This is a genomic window from Luteimonas kalidii, from assembly GCF_029887935.1.
GTDB classification, from domain to species: Bacteria; Pseudomonadota; Gammaproteobacteria; order Xanthomonadales; family Xanthomonadaceae; genus Luteimonas; species Luteimonas kalidii.
This window is the reverse complement of record NZ_JARXRO010000020.1, coordinates 566,106-586,715: the sequence shown is the minus strand read 5'-3', so window position 1 is coordinate 586,715 and position 20,610 is coordinate 566,106. Positions and strand designations below refer to the sequence as shown.

The window sequence follows — 20,610 nt, the reverse complement described above, 5'->3', positions numbered from 1 at the left end:
GTCTTCCAGCCTCATCCGGGTACGGGCGCCCGTGCCTCACGCCTCAGAAATAGCCGGCCCGCTTCTTCTTCTCCATCGAATCGCCGTCGGCATGGTCGATCAGGCGGCCTGCCCGCTCGGACTGGGCGCTGGTCTCCATCTCGGCGATCACCGCGTCCAGATCGGCCGCGTCCGATTCCACCGCGCCGGTCAGCGGATAGCAGCCCAGGGTACGGAAGCGCACCCGGCGCTGCTCCACCCGCTCGCCGTCGCGCAACACGAAGCGCTCGTCGTCGACCATGATCCAGGTACCGTCGCGGCGCACCACCGGGCGCTCGGCGGCGAAGTACAGCGGGACCACGTCGATGTTCTCGCGGCGCACGTAGCGCCACACGTCGAGCTCGGTCCAGTTCGACAGCGGGAACACGCGCACGCTTTCGCCCTCGCCGACGCGCGCGTTGTACAGGTTCCAGAGTTCCGGCCGCTGCCGGCGCGGATCCCAGCGGTGCTGCGCGTCGCGGAACGAGAACACGCGCTCCTTGGCGCGGGATTTCTCCTCGTCCCGCCGCGCGCCGCCGATCGCGGCGTCGTAGCCGCCGGCCTCCAGCGCCTGCTTCAGCGCCTGGGTCTTCATCACCTCGGTATGCACGCTGGCGCCGTGGCTGAAGGGACCGACACCCTCGCGCACGCCGTCGGCGTTGATGTGCACGCGCAGCTCGATCCCGGTCTCGGCGGCGCGACGGTCGCGGAAAGCGATCATCTCGCGGAACTTCCAGGTGGTATCTACGTGCAGCAGCGGGATCGGCGGAAGCGCCGGCGCGAAGGCCTTGAGCAGCAGGTGCAGCAGGACCGAGCTGTCCTTGCCGATCGAGTACAGCAGCACCGGATTGCGGCACTCCGCCGCGACCTCGCGCAGGATGTGCAGGCTCTCGGCCTCGAGCCGGTCGAGGTCGGTGGCCGTGGCTGCGTGTGGAAGTGGCTGTAGAAGCGTCATCGCCAGCGATTTAAGCAGGAGGGTCCCGCGCGAGGTAAATCACCGCAGGGCATGACTGCATAACCGACCCTCCTTTCCCGCGCCGGCCGCGCCTGCCTAGCCTTCGAACGTCCCCTCATCCAAGGAACGCCGGAGGATGTCCGCACCTGCCGCACTGCCCGCGCTGCCGTTTCCGCAGGAGACGGCGGACGCGCTGGTCCGCCTCACCCAGGGGCTGGAGCCGGCCGGGCTGTGGTGGCTGTCGGGCTATGCCGCGGGCCTGGCCAGCCGCGCCGGTGGACCCGCCGCCGCGGCGCCGGCGCCTCCCCGCGCCGAGGCCGCCTCCGGCGCGCGCCTGACCATCGTCTACGGCAGCCAGACCGGCAACGCGCGGCGCGCCGCCGAAGCGCTGTTCGAGCGGGTCCAGGCAGCCGGCCTTCCTGCGCGCCTGGTGCGCGCCGATGCCTACGCGACCCGCGAACTCGCCGCCGAGCGCCTGCTGTACGTGGTGATCAGCACCCAGGGCGAGGGCGACCCGCCGGACGATGCGATCGGTTTCGTCGAGTTCCTCGCCGGTCGGCGTGCGCCGAAACTGCCGGAACTGAAGTACGCGGTGCTCGGCCTGGGCGACACCAGCTACGCCGACTTCTGCGGCATCGCCTGCCGCATCGATGCCCGCCTGGCCGAACTCGGCGCCAAGCGTCTGGCCGAGGTCGCGATGGCGGACCTCGACATCGACACCGTGGCCGGGCCGTGGCGCGAGACCGCGCTGGCGAGCGCCGCGGAGCTGCTGAAGGCCACCGCTCCCGCGGCGTCCCACGTGGCCACGGTGACCCCGCTGCGCCCCGCGGCGAGCTGGTCACACGAGCGTCCGTTCCCGGCCGAGGTGCTGGCCAACCAGTCGCTGAGCGGGCGCGAGTTTCGCGGCACCGGCTTCCGGCGCTACGGCGCCATCGACAAGGACGTGCGCCACCTGGAGCTGTCGCTGGATGGTTCGGGCCTGGCGTACGAACCGGGCGACGCGCTCGGCATCCGCCACCGCAACCCCGAGGCGCTGGTCGCCGCGGTGCTGGAGGCGACCAAGCTCGACGGCGACACGGTGGCGACCATCGGCGCCGACACGCTGCCGCTGTCCGAGTGGCTGGCCACGCGCCGCGAGCTCAGCCGGCTGTCGCGGCCGCTGCTGGCCACGCTGGCCGAACGCAGCGGCAGCGCCGACCTGGCCACGCTGCTCGAACCCGGCCAGCCCGGCCTGGCGGCCCTGCTCGGAGACCACCAGCTGATCGACGTGCTGCGCCGATGGCCTGCCGCCTGGGAACCCGATGCGCTGCTCGCGGCGCTGCGCCCGCAGGCACAGCGGCTGTACTCGATCGCCTCGAGCCGCAAGCGCGTGGGCGACGAGGCGCACCTGACCGTCGACGTCCTCGGCTACCACGCCCACGGCCAGGCGCATGCGGGCGCCGCGAGCAGCTTCCTCGCCGCGCTCGCCGAAGGCGGCCAGGTGCCGGTGTACGTCGAACCGAATGAGCGCTTCCGGGTGCCGGCTGACGGCGCGCGCGACATCGTCATGATCGGCCCCGGTACCGGCGTTGCGCCGTTCCGCGGCTTCGTGCAGGAACGCGCAGAGACCGGCGCCGGCGGCCGCAACTGGCTGTTCTTCGGCGCCCAGCATTTCAACACCGGCTTCCTCTACCAGGCCGAATGGCAGGACGCGCTGCGCACCGGCGAACTGCATCGCCTGGACCTGGCGTTCTCGCGCGACCAGGCCGACAAGGTCTACGTGCAGCATCGCCTGCGCGAGCGCGGCCGTGAGCTCTACGACTGGCTGCAGGCGGGCGCGCACCTGTACGTGTGCGGCGCGATCGCCATGGGCAAGGACGTGCACGCGGCCCTGCTCGATATCGTCGCCGCGCACAACGGTGGCGATGCCGAGGCCGCGGCCGAGTCCCTGTCGGCCCTGCAGAAGGAAGGCCGCTATGCGCGCGACGTCTACTGACCGGCTCATCCCTTCCCGCGCTGTGCGGGGAAAGATGCCCGAACGGCGGATGGGGGCCGGCCCAGCCACGTTCCCGCCCCGACCCGTCGTCCCGGCAACGCCATGAGCAACCATTCCGTCGAAGACATCAAGGCCGAGAGCAACCGCCTGCGCGGTTCGCTGCTCGACAGCCTCGCCGATCCGGTGACCGGCGCGCTGCGCGAGGACGACCAGACGCTGATCAAGTACCACGGCAGCTACCAGCAGGACGACCGCGACATCCGCGACGAGCGCCGGCGCCAGAAGCTCGAGCCCGCCTACCAGTTCATGATCCGCACCCGCACGCCCGGGGGCGTGGTCACGCCGGAGCAGTGGCTCGGGCTCGACGCCATCGCCACCCGCTTCGCCAACCATTCGCTGCGCGTCACCACCCGCCAGGCGTTCCAGTTCCACGGCGTGATCAAGCGCGAGCTCAAGGCGACGATGCAGGCCATCAACGCCGCGCTGATCGACACGCTGGCCGCCTGCGGCGACGTCAACCGCAACGTGCAGGTGGCGGCCAACCCGCTGCTGTCGCGCGCCCACGCCGCGCTCTACGCCGATGCCGCGCGCACGTCCGAGCACCTGTTGCCCAACACCCGCGCCTACTACGAGATCTGGCTGGACGAGGAGCGCGTGGCCGGCAGTGGTGGCGAGGACGAGCCGATCTACGGCGACAAGTACCTGCCGCGCAAGTTCAAGATCGGCTTCGCGCTGCCGCCGGTGAACGACGTGGACGTATACGCCAACGACCTCGGCTTCATCGGCGTGGCCGACGACGCCGGCGGGATCGTGGGCTACGACGTGACCATCGGTGGCGGCATGGGCGCGACCCATGGCGATGCCGAGACCTATCCGCGCCTGGGCAACAACGTCGGTTTCATCCCGCGCGAGGCGCTGCTGGCGGTCGCGACCGCGGTCGTGACCACCCAGCGTGACCTCGGCAACCGCGACGTGCGCAAGCGCGCGCGCTTCAAGTACACGATCGACGATCACGGCCTGGAGGTGGTCAAGGCCGAGATCGAACGCCGCGCGGGCGTCGCGTTCGGCGCGCCGCGCTCGGCCCCGTTCGAGCACAACGGCGACCGCTACGGCTGGGTCGAGGGCGAGGACGGCCACTGGCACCTGACCCTGTCGCTGCCGTCCGGCCGCATCGCCGATCGTCCCGGCATGCCGCATCTCACCGGACTGCGCGAGATCGCCCGTATCCATCGCGGCGAGTTCCGGATGACCGGCAACCAGAACCTGGTGATCGCCGGCGTGCCTGCCGGCGAGCGCGCGCGGATCGATGCGCTGGTGCGCGCGCACGCGCTGGATGCGGTCAACGGCGCGCCGACCGCGCTCGCGCGTACGGCGATGGCCTGCGTCGCGCTGCCGACCTGTGGCCTGGCCATGGCCGAGGCCGAGCGCTACGTGAACGAGTTCACCGCTGCGCTGCAGCCGATGCTCGAGACCCACGGCCTGGCCGAGACGCCGATCCTGTTGCGCATTTCCGGCTGTCCCAACGGCTGCTCGCGCCCCTACCTGGGCGAGATCGCGCTCGTGGGCAAGGCACCGGGCCGCTACAACCTGATGCTCGGCGCCGACCATCGCGGACAGCGGCTGAACACCCTGTACCGCGAGAACATCACGCAGGCCCAGATCCTGGCCGAACTCGAACCGCTGCTCGCGCGCTATGGCGCGACGCGGCTCGCTGGCGAGGGTTTCGGCGACTTCCTGCTGCGGACGGGCGTGGTCGACATCCCCGCAAAGGATCGCCGCCAGCACATTCGGATCGACAGCACCCTGGTCGAGGACATCGCATGAATATCCCCACTCCGGATGCCGCGCTCGAGCCGTCTGTCGCGCGCGCCGAGCTCAACCGCTGGCTGGCCGGCCGCCGCGCCGAGGAGCGCGTCGAATGGGCGCTGCACACCCTGCCCGGCGAGCACGTGCTGTCGTCGAGCTTCGGCGCGCAGGCGGCGGTGTCGCTGCACCTGGCCACCCGTCAGCGCGCGGACCTGCCGGTCGTGGTGGTCGACACCGGCTACCTGTTCCCCGAGACCTACCGCTTCATCGACGAGATGAGCGAACGCCTCTCGCTCAACCTCAAGGTCTACCGGCCGCAGATCGGCGTGGCCTGGATGGAGGCGCGCATGGGCCGGATCTGGGAAGAAGGCGTCGACGGCATCGAGCGTTACAACCGCCTGCGCAAGGTCGAGCCGATGCAGCGCGCGCTGCGCGAGCTCGGCGTGGGGACCTGGATCGCCGGCCTGCGCCGCAGCCAGGCGCGTACACGCGCCGGCATCGATTTCCTGGAACGCAAGGACGGACGCTGGAAGCTGCACCCGATCGCCGACTGGAGCGACCGCGACGTCGGCCAGTACCTCGCCCGCCACGACCTGCCCTACCACCCGCTATGGGACCAGGGCTATGTCTCGATCGGAGATGTACATACCACGCGCCCGCTAACCGCCGGACTCAGCGAGGAGGACACCCGCTTCTTCGGCCTGAAGCGGGAGTGCGGGCTGCATTTCGACGATGAGTCCGCAGCTGCCTAGCAGCGCGCGCGACCAACCGGTTCACAGCCAGGGAGAGTGTCACGTCCTGCGACGTGGTGTCGCGCGCGACGGTCGGGTACACCCCCTGCGGTCGGCACGATGCGATTGTGCGCCGGGCCGAGAAACGGCGGCCCGGCGCGGTCGCGATCACTTCCCGGGAGAGGTGATCCGCCAGCTTGAACTGTTCGTGCTGTACGGCGAACCGAGGTCAAGCTTCGAATCGAACGACGTACCGCTTCCGATACGCACCGTCACATGGCCGGTGCTCGGGTTCGCCCACACAAGGTCCACGTTCCCGTCACCGTTGAAGTCGCCCGTCGACGCCAGTATGTAGTGCCTGGAGAACGAGAAATAGGCACTCTTGGTCACGTTTCCGTTCGATGCAATGCGCCAGAAGCGGAAGTTGTCGCTGTCGGTATTCGTGCGCCGCCAGAAGATTTCGGACCGGCCGTCGGCGTCAACGTCGCCCGTTCCATCGATCCGCCATCCGCCGCTGTACGGATTGCCGAGGTCGAGCTTGGTCGAGAACCCCGCGCCATCCCCGAGCCTGATGGTGGTATGGCCGGAAGCAGGCCTGGCCCACACCAGGTCGAGGAATCCATCCCCATTGAAGTCGCCGGTCGCCGCGAGCATGTACGTGTTCGTGAACGACAGCAGCGGCCCCCTCGTGATGTCTCCGTTGGACGCGATCTTCCAGTAGCGGAAATTCTCGCTGTTGGTATTGGTCCGGCGCCACAGCAACTCGGCGCGCCCATCGCCATCCACGTCGCCGGCGCCCTCGATCCGCCACCCGCCCGAGTACGCGTTGCCCAGATCCACCCGGGTACCGAACGACGAACCATTGCCGATCCGCATGCTGACGTGTCCCGTGGTGGGATTCGCCCACACGAGGTCGAGCAGGCCATCGCCATTGAAGTCGCCCGTCGCGGCCAGGATGTAGTGGACATCGAACGAGAAGTACGGGCTCTTGGTCACCGCCCCGGTAGCGGAAATGCGCCAGTAGCGGAAGTTCTGCGTGCCGCTGTTGGTCCGGCGCCACAGCAGTTCGGACGTCCCGTCGCCGTTGACGTCACGGGGCGCAACCTGCGGAAGCGGAACCACTGTCTCCCTGAACTGCCCGATGATGGGCATGGTCAGGTTCATGCTGCGGGCATTGTCCGCCTCGCCCGCTACGCCCGTCGGACGCGAGGATCGCGTGACCTGGGGATTGGCGAAGTTGGGAATCTCCACCTGGGACGTGCCGGACGGGTACGCCATGATGGTATGGAAGCCGGTCGCTGATGCCTCGCGGTATCCGTAGGAATACTCGTGGGCACCCTCGTCGAGCGCATCCTCCTCGTTGTGCGCCTGCCCCATCAGGTGGCCAAGTTCGTGCGCGAGCGAGAAATCGCTACAGAAGTAGGTGTTGTTGTCGCTTTCGTCGCGATCCTCGCCGTCACTGACCACCGCGTAGCCGAACCCTGCATCGTCGTCGGCGGAAATGCCCGAGCCGTTCATGCCCAGCAACCAGGCGATGCCGCAACCATCCTGTTCCGGCTCACGATAACGACGCACGAATGCGACCAGGTCCGCGCCGTACTCTTCGCGCGCCTCGCGCAATGCGCTGAAGGCCGAATTGGGCGTGATCGGCTGCTGGGCATCGGCGTCATAGCCGGTCAGCTGCTGCAACGCATCCTGATTGTCCGAGGTGTCGGCATAGTTGACCTGCAGCGTGTGCACCGTGCGCAGACGCATGTTCACGCCACTGTTCGCGTAGGCCGAGTTGGTCAGGGCCACCAGGCTCGTCACGAAAGTCGCCGCGGCAGACTGGCTGCCGTAGACACTCGCCAAACCACTGGAATAGCCGATCAGCACGTCGATCACCGCCGCTGCCTTGGTGGAAACATCCGCAGATGCGGATGGCGCGGCCTTCGACAGATGGCGAGCGGCGGCGGCGGTCAGCGCACTGGCTTCGGGCGGGAGCAGGAAGTCGGACCCGTTTTCGCGGCGACCACCGTTGGAAGCCAGCAGGCTGCGGTCGGTCTCCACCACCCACGCACCGGTCCGGTCGGTGCGGACGCGGTAGTAGTCGTCGCCGCGCGAGATCATGCCGAACACGGCCTTCTCGCCGAAGGTCAGGATCGCGCTGGATCCATCGGCGTTGCGGCCGATCCAGGTCCAGTTCCCGTCGGGCTGCTCTTCGTGGCGCTCGTACTTGATCTTCACCGGCTCGCCGTCGGGCGTGGCCAAGACCAGCTCACCACTCCCGATTGCATTGAGCGCATGCGCTTCGCTCAGGGCGACCGGGTGATAGGTATACGCACCGGACTGCCGGCTCTTGCGCGCGCCGCCATAGGACAGCAGTTCGCCCCGGTCGGGCAGCGACGCGAAGCTCGTTGGCGAACCACGCAGCGCCGCCAGCGATTCGCCCGTGGGCAGCGAACCGGATGCCGGAGAATCCGCGGTCTTGGGCACTGCAGCCGCCGCGGGATCGGAGTCGGACTCCGACGTGCAGCCGGCCAACCCGGCGACCAGCATCAGGCCCAGAAGATGTTTGCGCATGTCGCGTCCCGAAAAGTGGAGAAATGCCGCCCCTGCGGCGGACAGTGTCGCAGCATACGCGCGCTCCCGGCTGGCCGGTAGCTAAACGAGGCCTGAAAGCAGGCCATCACGTCCCCCGCGTGAACTCCGCTCCGGTTTTCGCCCGCAGCGCCTCTTCGTCCACCCCCGGGGCCAGTTCCCTGAGCACCAGACCATCCGGGGTCACATCCAGCACTGCGAGGTCGGTGATGATCCGTTCCACCACACCAACCCCGGTCAGCGGCAGGGTGCACTCGGGCAGGATCTTGTGCTCGCCGTTCTTCGCCGTATGTTCCATCAGCACGACCACGCGCTTGACCCCGGCCACCAGGTCCATGGCCCCGCCCATGCCCTTGACCATCTTGCCGGGCACCATCCAGTTGGCCAGGTCGCCGCGGTTGGTGACCTGCATCGCGCCGAGGATGGCAAGGTCGATGTGCCCCCCGCGGATCATGGCGAACGAATCGTGGCTACCGAAGTAGCTGGCGCCGGCGCGGGCGGTCACCGTCTGCTTGCCCGCGTTGATCAGGTCGGCATCGACCTCGTCCTCGGTCGGGAACGGGCCGATTCCCAGCAGGCCGTTCTCCGACTGCAGCCAGACGTCCATGCCGTCGGGGATGTAGTTGGCCACCAGGGTCGGCAGGCCGATCCCGAGGTTCACGTAGGCGCCGTCGCTGAGTTCCTGCGCGGCGCGCTGGGCCATCTGGTCGCGGGTCCACGGCATCAGCGGGTCTCCTGGCGCACGGTGCGCTGTTCGATGCGCTTTTCGGGGGTCGGGTTCAGGACCAGGCGATCGACGTAGATGCCCGGCAGGTGGACGTGGTCCGGTTCCAGCTGTCCGGTGGCCACGATCTCCTCGACCTCGGCGACGCAGACCTTGCCCGCCATCGCGCAGGCCGGGTTGAAGTTGCGCGCGGTCTTGCGGAATACGAGATTGCCCGCTTCGTCGGCCTTCCAGGCCTTGACCAGGGCGAGATCGGCCTTGAGCGCGGTCTCCAGCACGTACCAGTGGCCATCGTCGAACTGCCGGGTTTCCTTGCCCTCGGCCACGACCGTGCCGTACCCGGTCCGGGTGAAGAAGGCCGGGATGCCGGCGCCGCCGGCGCGCAGGCGCTCGGCCAGCGTGCCCTGGGGATTGAACTCGAGCTCCAGTTCGCCGCCCAGGTACTGGCGTTCGAATTCCTTGTTCTCCCCCACGTAAGAGGAAATCATCTTGCGGATCTGGCGGGTCTCCAGCAGTTGGCCGAGACCGAAGCCGTCGACCCCGGCGTTGTTGGAGATGACCGTGAGCCCGGTGACGCCCGAATCGCGCAGCGCGGCGATCAGCGCCTCGGGGATGCCGCACAGGCCGAAGCCACCGACCGCGAGCGTCTGGCCGTCGGTCACCAGGTCGGCCAGTGCAGCCCGGGCGCCGGGAAATCGTTTGGAAGTGGCCATGCGGGTCTCGTCGTCACGAATGCGGGGATTCTAACCAGCCGGGACTGCACCGACATCTTGCCCTTCGTGCGCCGCCTGCGTGCGCAGCGGATGCGCCCACCACACGGCGGTCGGGGAACGGGCCGCCGGCGTGACCCGACAGCGGGGTCGCGCCCCGGGTCGGGGGCCGGTAAAATCGCGGCACTCCGGCGTCCCGCGCCGCGTCCCCAAGGACCCCCACCCCGATGAAGATCCTCGTCGCCTACAAGCGCGTGGTCGACTACAACGTCCGTATCCAGGTCAAGCCGGATGGATCGGGTGTGGTCACCGACGGCGTGAAGCTCTCCGCCAACCCGTTCGACGAGATCGCGCTGGAAGAGGCGCTGCGGCTGCGCGACAAGGGCGTCGCGACCGAGGTGGTGGTGGCCACCATCGCGCCGGCCGATGCGGCCGCGCACCTGCGCAACGGCCTGGCGATGGGCGCCAACCGCGCCATCCATGTGGTCACCGACCAGGCGATCCAGCCGCTCACCGCGGCGCGTACGCTGCTGAAGCTGGTGGAGAAGGAGTCGCCCGACCTGGTGATCCTGGGCAAGCAGGCGATCGACGACGACGCCAACCAGACCGGCCAGATGCTGGCCACCCTCTGGGGCCGGCCGCAGGCGACGTTCGCGTCGAAGCTGGAAATCGCTGACGGCAAGGCCACGGTCACGCGTGAGGTCGATGCCGGGCTGGAGACGCTGGAGGTCGATCTGCCCGCCGTCGTCACGACCGACCTGCGCCTGAACGAGCCGCGCTTCATCAAGCTGCCCGACATCATGAAGGCCAAGAGCAAGCCGATGGAGACGCTGCAGCTGTCCGAGCTCGGCATCGAGCCGGCGGATTTCCTCAAGACCACCCATTACGCCGCTCCGGGCGGGCGCAGCAAGGGCGTGATGGTCAAGGATGCGGCCGAACTGGTGGCCGCGCTCAAGCAGAAGGGGTTGCTGTGATGGCCAAGGTCCTCGTCATCGCCGAACATCTCGACGGCCGGCTCAACGCGGCCACGGCGCGCACCGTGAGCGCGGCGCAGGCGCTGTCGCCGGAGGCCATCGACGTCGCCGTACTGGCGTCGGAACCGGACGTGGTCGCGGCCGAAGCCGCGCGCATCGCCGGCGTGTCCCGCGTGCTGACGGTGGCGAACGCCGCCAACGCGCACCCGGTGGCCCAGATGCTGGCGCCCCAGGTCGCGCGCCTGGCCGACGGCTACAGCCACGTGTTCCTGCCCAGCACCACCTTCGGCAAGGACCTGGCGCCCTGCGTGGCCGCGCTGCTCGGCGTGGCACAGGTGTCCGACCTGATGTCGGTCGAATCCGCGCACGTGTTCAAGCGCCCGATCTACGCCGGCAACGCAGTGGTGACCGTCGAGGCGCCCGCGGACCAGGCCGTGGTCGCCACGATTCGCACCGCCTCCTGGCCGGAAGCGGCCCAGGGCGATGCGGCTCCGGTAGAGGCGGCCAGCATCGAGGTCGAACTGCCCACGCATACCCGCTTCATCGGTCTGGCACAGGCCAAGTCCGACCGCCCCGACCTGCAGGGCGCCAAGCGCGTGGTCTCGGGCGGACGCGGCGTGGGTTCGAAGGAGAACTTCGAGATCATCTATAAGCTCGCCGACCGGCTCGGCGCGGCAGTGGGCGCCTCGCGCGCCGCGGTCGACGCCGGCTACGTGCCCAACGAGCTGCAGGTGGGACAGACCGGCAAGATCATCGCTCCCGAACTGTACGTGGCGATCGGCATCTCCGGTGCGATCCAGCACCTGACCGGCATCAAGGACGCCGGCACGATCGTCGCGATCAACAAGGATCCGGACGCGGCGATCTTCGAGATCGCGGATATCGGGCTGGTGGGGGATTTGTTCACGTTGCTTCCAGCACTCGAGGCGGCGATCTGAGCGCTCTGGACTCCGGCTGTCCCCGCGAACGCAACCGGGACGGCGTCGGCGCGGGGAGCCTGCATGCGTAACCGCGCCATGGTGGTGTTCGGCACGCGCCCGGAAGCCATCAAGATGGCGCCGGTGGTCGCAGCGCTCAGGGCGACGGACGCCATGGACGTGTGCGTCGCGGTGACCGCGCAGCATCGTGAGATGCTCGATCAGGCCCTGGCCCTGTTCAGGATCGTCCCCGACGACGATCTCGACCTGATGCAGCCCGGCCAGAGCCTGTCGGCGCTGACGGCCCGCATCCTCGAAGGGATGGACGAAGTCATCTCGCGGCGCAGGCCCGATGTCGTCCTCGTACACGGGGATACCACCACCACGCTCGCCACCGCGCTGGCCGCGTTCTACCACCGCGTTCCTGTCGCCCACGTGGAGGCGGGTCTGCGCACCGGGGACCTGGATGCTCCCTGGCCCGAGGAGGCGAACCGCAAGCTCACCGACGCGCTGGCCAGGTGGCATTTCGCACCGACGGAACGTTCCAGGGCGAATCTGGAGGCGGAAGGCGTGCCCGGGGAGCATATCCACGTGGTCGGCAACACCGTTATCGACGCACTGGTCATGGCGACCGACAGGATCAGGCGGGCCCCCCAACTTGAGGCTGCTCTGGCGGCACGGTTCCCGTTCCTGGAGGCGGGCAAGCGGCTGGTGCTCGCAACCGGCCATCGCCGCGAGAATTTCGGTCAGGGATTCGAGCAGATCTGTCTCGCCTTGCGGGCCATTGCCGCGCGCGGCGACGTCCAGGTCGTCTATCCCGTCCACCTGAACCCCAGCGTGCAGGAACCCGTCTATCGGCTACTAGGCGATCAACCGGGCATCCATCTGATCGAACCGCTGGACTACCTTCCATTCGTATACCTGATGTCCCGTGCCCATCTGGTCATCACCGATTCGGGTGGGATCCAGGAAGAAGCACCCGCGCTGGGCAAACCCGTCCTCGTCATGCGCGACACCACAGAGCGCCCGGAGGCCTTGGAAGCCGGCACCGCCCGCCTCGTCGGCACCGCGAGCACACGCATCGTCGAGGCCGCGTTCCAGGTACTGGACGACCCGGCAGCCCACGCCGCCATGGCGCAGGCCCGGAACCCGTACGGGGATGGGCGCGCAGCCGACCGGATCGCCTCGATCATGCTGCAATATGCTGCCGGCAGGGGAAGCCGGTGATCACTGCCGGCGGTCGCGGCGGATTGTGGTGCGTTGGTCACCCTCATCGGGGAACTCCGCCTGCGTACGCAGGCGACGAGCTCCGGAGTGACGCGCCGCAATGGCCGCGGCCGCAGGCGTCGACGCTTCGCAGGACGTGGAGGACCACCCGTTGAATCCTGATGTCGAGCGACCGGCTGACCTTCCTGCACGTCCGGACCCGGACGAAGGGCGCGCCCGCATCCGCAAATTCGAATCTGCACTGGCGGACGAGCGCGCCAGGAACGCCGCGTTGGTGGTCGAACGCGAGGGCCTGCTGCGCAGCCGCTCATGGCGCGTGACCGCACCGCTGCGCTGGGCGATGTCGAGACTCGCGCCGCGAGGGGTGGATTCCACCCCCGGCGACCCGGGTGAAGGTGCATACGCAGGCGCCGGAGGACTCGCACCCGGGCTGCTGCGGCCACAGAAGGGCGACATCGAGTCCGACAACGCCACCTTCCGGTTGCTCGACTTCGGTGCAGGTCTTGAAGGCGTGGTCAACGATCGCGTCCTCGACATCCTGCGCGCCCCTTCACCAGCCGAGATCCCCGGGTATCTCGGCTGGAAGGCCGCGCCTCCGACGATTGCGTTCATCGGCAGCCCGGACCTCCAGCTCGATCTCGCCTTCGATGCCCGCGTCCTCGCGTTGAAGGACGACGACTGGGAGTCGACCCTGTCCCGGGAACGGCCCAGGTTCCTGTTGATCGAACCGGTGTGGCATGTCGAGCACCGGCACTGGCGCTATGCGCTGACGCGCGACGGCCGCAAGGAGTCGCTGCTCCGACTGCTGGAACACTGCAGGCAGGTCGGCATCCGCGTGGTCGTGTGGTATCGCGACACGATCGCCAATCTTGCCCAGTTCGCCTGGCTCGCAGAGCATGCCGACCTGTTGTGCGCGGCGGACTCCGCGACGGCCGCAGCGCTCGCCAATGCGACCCGACACCCGGTCGAGTACCTGCCACCGGCGATCCAGCCGGCGCTCCACAATCGGCTGCGCGGCCCGGGCCTGCAACTGGCGGCCGCGTCGCTTTCGGATCGCATCACATTTGATGGCTGGTGGGACCTGCAGGGGGAACGGCTTCACGAGCTTCCGGTGCTGCGCAGGCTGCAGCAACACCGCCTGCTCGTGGCGGAAAGCCGCTGGGAGTTCGGCCGCATCCGTCTGGCCGACAGTCCGGAGTTCAGGCGGTACGTGGTGGGGTGCCTGGACCGGCACGACCGGCTGGCACTCAACCGGGTCCAGGGTGCGGAAGTCTTCGCGAACGAGCCAATCGCGGGACGATCGCACAGTGTCCAGCGCATGCTGCAGGCAGCCGCCTGCGGAAGCATCGTCGCCCGACTGGACGGGAACCAGGCCGTGCTGGACGAGTTCGGGCTGCCCGTGCTCGACCAGGGTGGTGGTGAGCCGGTCGATGCGCTGGCGGCGCTACTGTCGGATCCACTAGCAGCCGAACGCTGGCGCCACCGGTCCTGGCGGGGGCTGATGCACTCGCACACGGTCGCCCACCGGCTGCAGAGGATTTCCAGTCTGCTCGGGGACACCGATGCGGGATTCCAGGCCGATGAGCCGAAGATCGCGTGTCTGCTGGCCACCATGCGCCCGGAGCGGCTCCAGGACTGTATCGAACGGTTCCGCCGCGATGCCTACCCCGCCAAGGAGCTCGTCGTCGTCGTCCACGGCGACAGCATCCCGCGGCGCGACCTGACGTCCATGGTCCGGGAGGGCGAAGCCATCACCTTCCTTGAAATGGGATCGAACTGCAGCCTCGGCGCATGCCTGAATTTCGCGGCGGCGCACACCGATGCCCCCTACTGGACCAAGGTCGACGACGACGATCTCTATGGTCGCGAGTATCTCGGCGACATCATGCTGTACCAGCGGACCGGCGACCACGCCGTGTTCGGAAAGTCCCCGATGTTCAACTACCTGGAGCGCGTCGACGAACTGCTCTGGGACCCCCAGTGGGCGCACTACGCCAACCACGTCCACGAAGCGATCCGCTCGCGCACGGCGCTCGTGGCCGGCGGCACGCTGGGCGGCAAGGCGCAGGTGCTTCGGGACATACCCTTCTCCGAACGGCGGCGCGGCGGTTCGGACTCGGACTTCATCCTCCGCTGCCACGACGCCGGGCTGGACGTCCTGTCGATGGACGGATTCAACTTCGTCCGCTACCGCAGCGGCCAAGCGGGATTCCACACCTGGCAGATGGCGGAAGACGAAGCGCGGCACCGGTCGCGGGTGGTCGGCACGCGTGACGCGCTGGGCATCGCGCTGCTGGGCGACAGTCCATAACACACATGTAACCGCGAAGGACGATAACGTGACCTGCCCGGGCAGGTCAATTTTCAACGCGCAGCCTGGGTCAGTTTTGAGTGCGCGCCAACATGTCACCAGCGAAGATTCAGGCGTAACCCGCGGCCCGCAGCATGTCCTGATAAGCGCGCCGCAATCCTTCTTCCAGCGCGACCACAGGCTTCCATCCCAACGCATTGAGCCGTCCCGAATCCATCCATTTGCGGGGCGGACCATCTGGCTTGCTCGCATCGAAAACCACATCGCCTGCATAACCCACCACGCCGACGATTGTTTGCGCCAGCTCCGCGATCGTCACGTCTTCGCCATAGCCCACGTTGATGTGACTTAGTTGTGGCTGCACTTCGTTCCAGTAAACCTCATCGTCCAGGTTCATCACGAACACGCTGGCTGCCGCCATGTCGTCCACAAAAAGGAACTCGCGCTTTGGGCTTCCCGTCCCCCAGATGACGACCTCGGGCGCATTCCCCGCCTTGGCCTTGTGAAAGCGCCGCAGAAGCGCTGGAATGACGTGGCTGTTCTCGGAATGGTAATTGTCGCCTGGACCATAGAGGTTGGTAGGCATCACGCTACGGTAGTCGCGCCCGTACTGGCGGTTGTAGCTCTCACACAGCTTGATGCCAGCGATCTTGGCGATGGCATACGGTTCGTTGGTCGGCTCCAGCGTTCCGGTCAGCAACGCAGTTTCCCTCATCGGTTGCTGGGCCATGCGCGGATAAATGCAACTGGACCCGAGGAAGAGCAGTTTCTGCACGTCGTTCCGGTGCGCGGCCTGGATGACGTTGGCCTGCATCATCATATTGTCGTAAATGAAATCGGCCGGGTAGATATTGTTGGCGTGGATGCCACCCACCTTGGCGGCAGCCAGATAAACTTGATCAGGCCTTTCCTGCGCAAAAAACTCGCCCACTGCCCGCTGGTCAGTCAAGTCCAGCTCGGCGTGAGTACGAGTGACGATGTTCTTGTCCGGCACGCCCTGCGCCTTCAAGGTGCGCACGATGGCACTACCAACCATCCCGCGGTGGCCGGCGACATAGATTCTGGAATCCGACTGCATGCTCAGGCTATACCTTCAAGATTCAGAGAAACCAGCGTGCCGTTCGTCTTGTCCAGGTGCGGCAGGTACGCTTGCGAGAAATCGTCGATGCCGGCGTGCTCGGTCGTGCGCCAGTCCCAATGTCGCACCGAGGAAAATCCGGCTTCCAGCATCGCAGCCTTGAGCGAAGGCTCGTCGAAAACATTGAAGTGATAGTCGTACTGGTCCTTCTGACCACCGGACATCAGCCCTCGTATCTCCTCGATTCCCCTTGGCAACGCCCCCGAAACATAGAGTCTGGCCGCGGCTGCGAAGTCGGGAACCGCGATGCGCAGTATGCCGCCTGGCCGCAGCACCCGCCGCCACTCCTGCAACACCTTCATGTAAGCATGGCGCCCGAAATGTTCCAACACGTGCGAGGCATAAATGATGCCCACCGAACCGTCTGGGATCCACGCCAGATCATCAACCGGTCCGACATGATCGACATGCGCCAGCGCAAGTGCATCAACGTGGTACCAGCCGGGTATGTGGCGCGGGCCGCAACCCAGATGCAATTTCTCGATAGCCATCTGGCTCATCATGAGTACCCCTAGTTTTCGCAGCTTAGAGCGATGTCATAGCCATGGGTCCGGAGCAACGCATGCTGCTTTGCGGTCGACAGGTCACTGGCCACCATCTCTGCCACCATATCGCGCAGCGTGATTCCGGGGATCCAGCCCAGCTCATCCTTTGCCTTCGTGGGATCGCCCAGCAAGGTCTCGACCTCTGCCGGTCGGAAATAGCGCGGGTCAATCGTGACTATCACATCCCCTGGCTTCAGGGCAGGCGCCATGTCTCCTTCTACCTTCACCACAACGCCCTTTTCTTCCGCGCCACTGCCCTCAAAGGCCACCATGACGCCAAGTTCCCTCGCCGCCATTTCAATGAACTGCCGCACGCTGTACTGAACGCCGGTGGCGATAACGAAATCCTGCGGCTTCTCCTGCTGCAGCATCATCCACTGCATCCGGACATAGTCTTTGGCATGGCCCCAGTCGCGCAGTGCGTCCAGGTTGCCCATGTAAAGCGTCTTCTCCAGGCCTTGGGCAATGTTCGCCAGGCCACGCGTGATCTTGCGGGTAACGAAGGTTTCGCCCCGGCGCGGACTTTCATGGTTGAACAAGATGCCATTGCACGCGTACATGCCATAGCTTTCGCGGTAGTTCACCGTGATCCAGTACGCGTAAAGCTTGGCCACGCCGTACGGGCTGCGCGGGTAGAAGGGCGTGGTTTCCCTTTGTGGAATCTCCTGCACCAGGCCGTAGAGCTCGCTGGTGCTCGCCTGGTAATAGCGGGTCTTGTCCTGCAGCCCGAGGAAACGGATCGCCTCGAGCAAACGCAAGGCACCAAGGGCATCCACGTCCGCCGTGTATTCCGGCGCTTCAAAACTCACCGCCACATGGCTTTGTGCGCCCAGGTTGTAGACCTCGTTCGGCTGCACTTCAGCGATGACCCGGGTCAGGTTGCTGGTGTCAGTGAGGTCACCATAATGAAGGTGGAAGCGAGAACCGGCATCCTGAGGGTTCTGAAGCATGTGATCCACGCGCTGGGTGTTGAACAGCGACGCACGGCGCTTGATTCCGTGCACGATGTAGCCCTTCTCCAGCAGAAATTCAGCCAGATAAGAGCCATCTTGGCCCGTAATGCCTGTGATGAGAGCAGTTTTCTGAGTCATAAACTTTTGCCATCCTATATTGATAGCGCGCTACCCGCCTAGGGACGGTCTGAACAAGCCGCCAGCCTGACACCTCGGCCTTGTTCTGTGCAATCGGCCTCGATTCGGTTCCACGCTACCGGCTTCCAAAACCGTTCTCAGGCCGGAATTGCCTGAAGATTCCCTTTGCTTCCGATCTTCGGACACACCTTCCCCGTCAGCAGGTGCCGGAAGTTGAGGATCGTCGTCTCGTCCGGGATCGCCTCCAGCAGCGACAGGCGGAAAAACTGCCGCATCGAGGCAATCTCGTACAGCGCTTCCTCCATCGCAGGATCGCTCAGCGCGTACCACTGCTGCAGCAGGTGGATGCGCAGCATCGCCTCCAGCGCGTAGGGATGGCGGCCACGGCCCGCCTTCGGGTAGTGCGGCTCGATCTGCGCCAGCAGTGCCTTCCACGGCACCACTTGTTCCATCTCCCCCAGGAACACCTCCCGCCGGGTCTGCTTGCGCTTGCCGGCGTGCTCGGCATCGGAGAAGCTCAACTGCGTCATCGCATCCCGCCTCCGATCAGCAAACGGTATTGTCGGCGATCGGGGGCGACTTGTTCAGAGAATCCCTAGCATAGAAGACACCACATCCACAGGCTGGAGAATCAATAACCATCGGACCTGAAGACCTCCGAGTCCGTGGATCCGTTGAGAGTATATCTGGGCGAGAGGTATGCCTGGGCGTAAACCCGCACCGTTCACTGCGCATCCACTACTTCCTCCCACCGAGCAGAACCTGCATTTGCGCAACCAGCGCATCCAGGCTCGGGCTTACCGATTGCTCCAATGTTCCGACCAGGGCAGGCTGGCCGCTGGAGCACGCCCTTGAGAACGTCACAATCGCATGCGCATTGTGATATCCCAGCATCGACAGGTTTCCCGGATCCTCCGTGAACACCTTCTGCCTGATGGCGGGCCTGGACATGAAGGCCATAATCACCCCCAGCCATGCCGATGCCTTCTTCCTCTTCAGAGCATCCTTGGCAAGTTCTTCGGCCTCGGAAAAACGTCCGTCGCTACACAGCGCGAAGAAATATAGCACAGGGAACCCGGGGTTGCCGGGGTCCAGGACCGCACCCTCTTCCAGTAAAGCCCTGTCAGAGGGGTCGCGAGCAGAGTAATAATACAGAGATGTCTTCAGAGAAGCCATGAGCAAGTTGTCGTACTCACCAGCCCTGTACTTGGAATCCTCTGATATTGCCGACAACACATCGCCACTTGAAAAGATGTCGCTTAGCCGAATTGGTATTTTTCCAGAGATAATAGAGGCCATATCGCAGACTGCGCTCGTGCCTCCGTAGATCTGTTCGCACCTCGACATGAGCACGATGTCGAAAACTGTTTTCTCAGCATTGGAAGTAAGATCAGCGCGGAGATCGCTTGAAATGACGACGTTCGAGTAGCTCCGGAGTTCATCTTCAAGAGCCAAGTCCTGAGCGAAAACGACCCATCTCTTGCCGTCACTTGAAGCGATCATCTTCTTTGCGACAGGAAGAGGGATCACCTTGTCCTGATGTGTGAAAGCATGCTTCCTTAACTCCCCGTACAAGATGTCTCCACCGCGCAGATGAATCGCGGACGCCCTGGCGACATCGGGACGCCTAGCCAAGTCGATTGCATTCTGCATTCTCGGAGCGAATCCGATACTCTCGAACTGCTCTCGAAAGCACTCGCCCGCGTCGCCATCGAATTTGCGTAGAGCTATGTCCAAACCGACAGCGGAGTAGTTAATGCCGCGACGCCAAGGCACTGTTGCCGGCTTCTGTTTTATGTAATGCCTTTCCACAAAATCTGATGAGAATATCTCGTTCACGTCACCGCATGAATGAAAGCTTCCGTATGCGCCCTTTTTCTCATCCCACAGAAACTTCATGCCGATCCGATTCTCTGAGGCTAGCTTCATGGCTTGCAGCATGACCTTCAGCCTCTGGCCAAACCCGTCCGTCCGCACAGCAATTATGTCGACCATTTCGTTTCTCAAACTCACTCGCGAGCGCGCTCGACCGTTCCAAAAGGCATCGTTCCAGACGGACACCTCATCCTGTGACGCCGCCGATGTCCACTACACCAACTGCCAGCTCGTGCCGTGAAGTGGAAGCCCGGCGGAAGTCGCCTCGATGCTGGGCTTTCCGTTCGAACGAACGGCGGGGTCGCCCGCCAGATGAACGTGCGCACGTACTACCGTGCGGGGGTGAGCCGCATGGAGAGCCACATACAACCGAGCGCGTCCGCGAAAGCCCACTGCACTTTCCGTATAGGTTCCGTGGCCGCCCTCGCGCTTGCGCAATCGACGCCGCCCGCCACAGATCACTCTCTTGCCGATTATTTGCTGCGAGACATTCGAGCTTGCCACCCTGTCATCCACCAACGGGTCGAGTCAGATAGACAGAAGCGGTGGAATCGTCGTGATTCAGGCCTGAGTGCGCTTCACGAGATCGGACAAGGACGCTGACAGGGATGTCCCCCACGTCGGCAAAGCGGATCCTGACGCCATTCTCGTCGCTCCACCGCCGCCCCTGCTCGTATCCCAAGCCGAGCAGTACCTGTGCCGCAGCGTCCGCTGCCTGTTCATCGGTGAGGCCTACGACCTCCACGAAAACCTGGCGCTCCTTGCCTCCTCCCTTGGCATCACGGATCCGGTTGAAACGAAAGTGACCCTTGCCGTCAGCGACGAGCTGCTCTGCGAACCTTTCCAGGCGAAGCGCGGCGGGATCCTTTTCAGGCAGGGCCTCTGCCGAGACTCGGGCTGGTGACTCCGGAGAAACGGTTTCCGCTTCGACTGGCTGAGTGTCGGGTGCCGCCGGCGGGGGCTTGTCGATGCCGCAGGCACCGAGCATGACGAGCAGGGGAGTCGCGAGAATGTGTTTCTTCATGGGAATGAC

General features: G+C 65.8%; 16 protein-coding genes and 1 pseudogene. 7 read left to right on the top strand and 10 right to left on the bottom strand.

Going from position 1 to position 20,610, the window contains the following annotated elements; translation table 11 throughout:
- Positions 1-43: 43 nt before the first annotated feature.
- Positions 44-973: a sulfate adenylyltransferase subunit CysD gene (gene cysD, locus QFW81_RS16200; RefSeq protein WP_280580238.1), complete on the bottom strand. Its 930-nt coding sequence runs from the start codon at positions 971-973 to the stop codon at positions 44-46.
- A 136-nt stretch (positions 974-1,109) separates the two neighbouring features.
- Here cysD and QFW81_RS16195 point away from each other — a divergent pair, with 136 nt between their 5' ends.
- From QFW81_RS16195 to QFW81_RS16185, 3 genes are all read left to right on the top strand, one after another.
- On the top strand, positions 1,110-2,948 hold the full coding sequence (locus tag QFW81_RS16195) for an assimilatory sulfite reductase (NADPH) flavoprotein subunit (RefSeq protein WP_280580236.1): 1,839 nt from the start codon (positions 1,110-1,112) through the stop codon (positions 2,946-2,948).
- Between the two features lie 102 nt (positions 2,949-3,050).
- Positions 3,051-4,772, top strand: a complete 1,722-nt coding sequence (cysI, locus tag QFW81_RS16190) for an assimilatory sulfite reductase (NADPH) hemoprotein subunit (RefSeq protein WP_280580235.1) — start codon at positions 3,051-3,053, stop codon at positions 4,770-4,772.
- Positions 4,769-5,506 (top strand): phosphoadenylyl-sulfate reductase, encoded by a 738-nt coding sequence (locus tag QFW81_RS16185; protein WP_280580234.1) that lies wholly within the window; start codon positions 4,769-4,771, stop codon positions 5,504-5,506. The genes cysI and QFW81_RS16185 overlap by 4 nt, the downstream gene beginning before the upstream one ends.
- Positions 5,507-5,653: 147 nt before the next feature.
- On the opposite strand, the gene QFW81_RS16180 is transcribed toward QFW81_RS16185, so the two are convergent.
- The 3 genes from QFW81_RS16180 to QFW81_RS16170 form a co-directional block, all read right to left on the bottom strand.
- Complete coding sequence (locus QFW81_RS16180; protein ID WP_280580233.1) at positions 5,654-8,047, bottom strand: reprolysin-like metallopeptidase; 2,394 nt, start codon at positions 8,045-8,047, stop codon at positions 5,654-5,656.
- Positions 8,048-8,153: 106 nt separating this feature from the next.
- Positions 8,154-8,789, bottom strand: a complete 636-nt coding sequence (locus QFW81_RS16175; protein WP_280580232.1) for a CoA transferase subunit B — start codon at positions 8,787-8,789, stop codon at positions 8,154-8,156.
- Positions 8,789-9,502, bottom strand: a complete 714-nt coding sequence (locus QFW81_RS16170) for a CoA transferase subunit A (protein WP_280580231.1) — start codon at positions 9,500-9,502, stop codon at positions 8,789-8,791. Before QFW81_RS16170 ends, QFW81_RS16175 begins: the two co-directional genes overlap by 1 nt.
- Before the next feature lie 224 nt (positions 9,503-9,726).
- On the opposite strand from QFW81_RS16170, the gene QFW81_RS16165 reads away from it, so the two are divergent.
- From QFW81_RS16165 to QFW81_RS16150, 4 genes are all read left to right on the top strand, one after another.
- Positions 9,727-10,473, top strand: a complete 747-nt coding sequence (locus QFW81_RS16165; protein WP_149103698.1) for an electron transfer flavoprotein subunit beta/FixA family protein — start codon at positions 9,727-9,729, stop codon at positions 10,471-10,473.
- On the top strand, positions 10,473-11,411 hold the full coding sequence (locus tag QFW81_RS16160) for an electron transfer flavoprotein subunit alpha/FixB family protein (RefSeq protein ID WP_280580230.1): 939 nt from the start codon (positions 10,473-10,475) through the stop codon (positions 11,409-11,411). Before QFW81_RS16165 ends, QFW81_RS16160 begins: the two co-directional genes overlap by 1 nt.
- A gap of 63 nt (positions 11,412-11,474) precedes the next feature.
- On the top strand, positions 11,475-12,617 hold the full coding sequence (gene wecB, locus QFW81_RS16155; RefSeq protein WP_280580229.1) for a non-hydrolyzing UDP-N-acetylglucosamine 2-epimerase: 1,143 nt from the start codon (positions 11,475-11,477) through the stop codon (positions 12,615-12,617).
- 100 nt (positions 12,618-12,717) lie between these two features.
- Positions 12,718-14,928, top strand: coding sequence for a hypothetical protein (locus tag QFW81_RS16150; RefSeq protein WP_280580228.1), 2,211 nt, complete (start codon positions 12,718-12,720; stop codon positions 14,926-14,928).
- A 109-nt stretch (positions 14,929-15,037) separates the two neighbouring features.
- Here the strand turns inward: QFW81_RS16150 and fcl are convergent, their stop codons facing one another.
- The 6 genes and pseudogenes from fcl to QFW81_RS16120 all read right to left on the bottom strand — a co-directional run bounded on the left by fcl (position 15,038) and on the right by QFW81_RS16120 (position 20,601).
- The gene (gene fcl, locus QFW81_RS16145) at positions 15,038-16,006 is read right to left on the bottom strand and encodes a GDP-L-fucose synthase (protein ID WP_280580227.1); all 969 of its coding nucleotides are present in this window, start codon (positions 16,004-16,006) and stop codon (positions 15,038-15,040) included.
- Between the two features lie 2 nt (positions 16,007-16,008).
- Positions 16,009-16,566 (bottom strand): class I SAM-dependent methyltransferase, encoded by a 558-nt coding sequence (locus tag QFW81_RS16140; protein WP_280580226.1) that lies wholly within the window; start codon positions 16,564-16,566, stop codon positions 16,009-16,011.
- A gap of 11 nt (positions 16,567-16,577) precedes the next feature.
- On the bottom strand, positions 16,578-17,702 hold the full coding sequence (gmd, locus tag QFW81_RS16135; protein ID WP_280580225.1) for a GDP-mannose 4,6-dehydratase: 1,125 nt from the start codon (positions 17,700-17,702) through the stop codon (positions 16,578-16,580).
- 197 nt (positions 17,703-17,899) lie between these two features.
- Positions 17,900-18,232: pseudogene (locus QFW81_RS16130) on the bottom strand (transposase); the annotation flags it as partial.
- Between the two features lie 208 nt (positions 18,233-18,440).
- On the bottom strand, positions 18,441-19,697 hold the full coding sequence (locus tag QFW81_RS16125; RefSeq protein WP_280580224.1) for a hypothetical protein: 1,257 nt from the start codon (positions 19,695-19,697) through the stop codon (positions 18,441-18,443).
- Between the two features lie 388 nt (positions 19,698-20,085).
- Positions 20,086-20,601, bottom strand: coding sequence for a hypothetical protein (locus QFW81_RS16120; RefSeq protein WP_280580223.1), 516 nt, complete (start codon positions 20,599-20,601; stop codon positions 20,086-20,088).
- Positions 20,602-20,610: the final 9 nt, after the last annotated feature.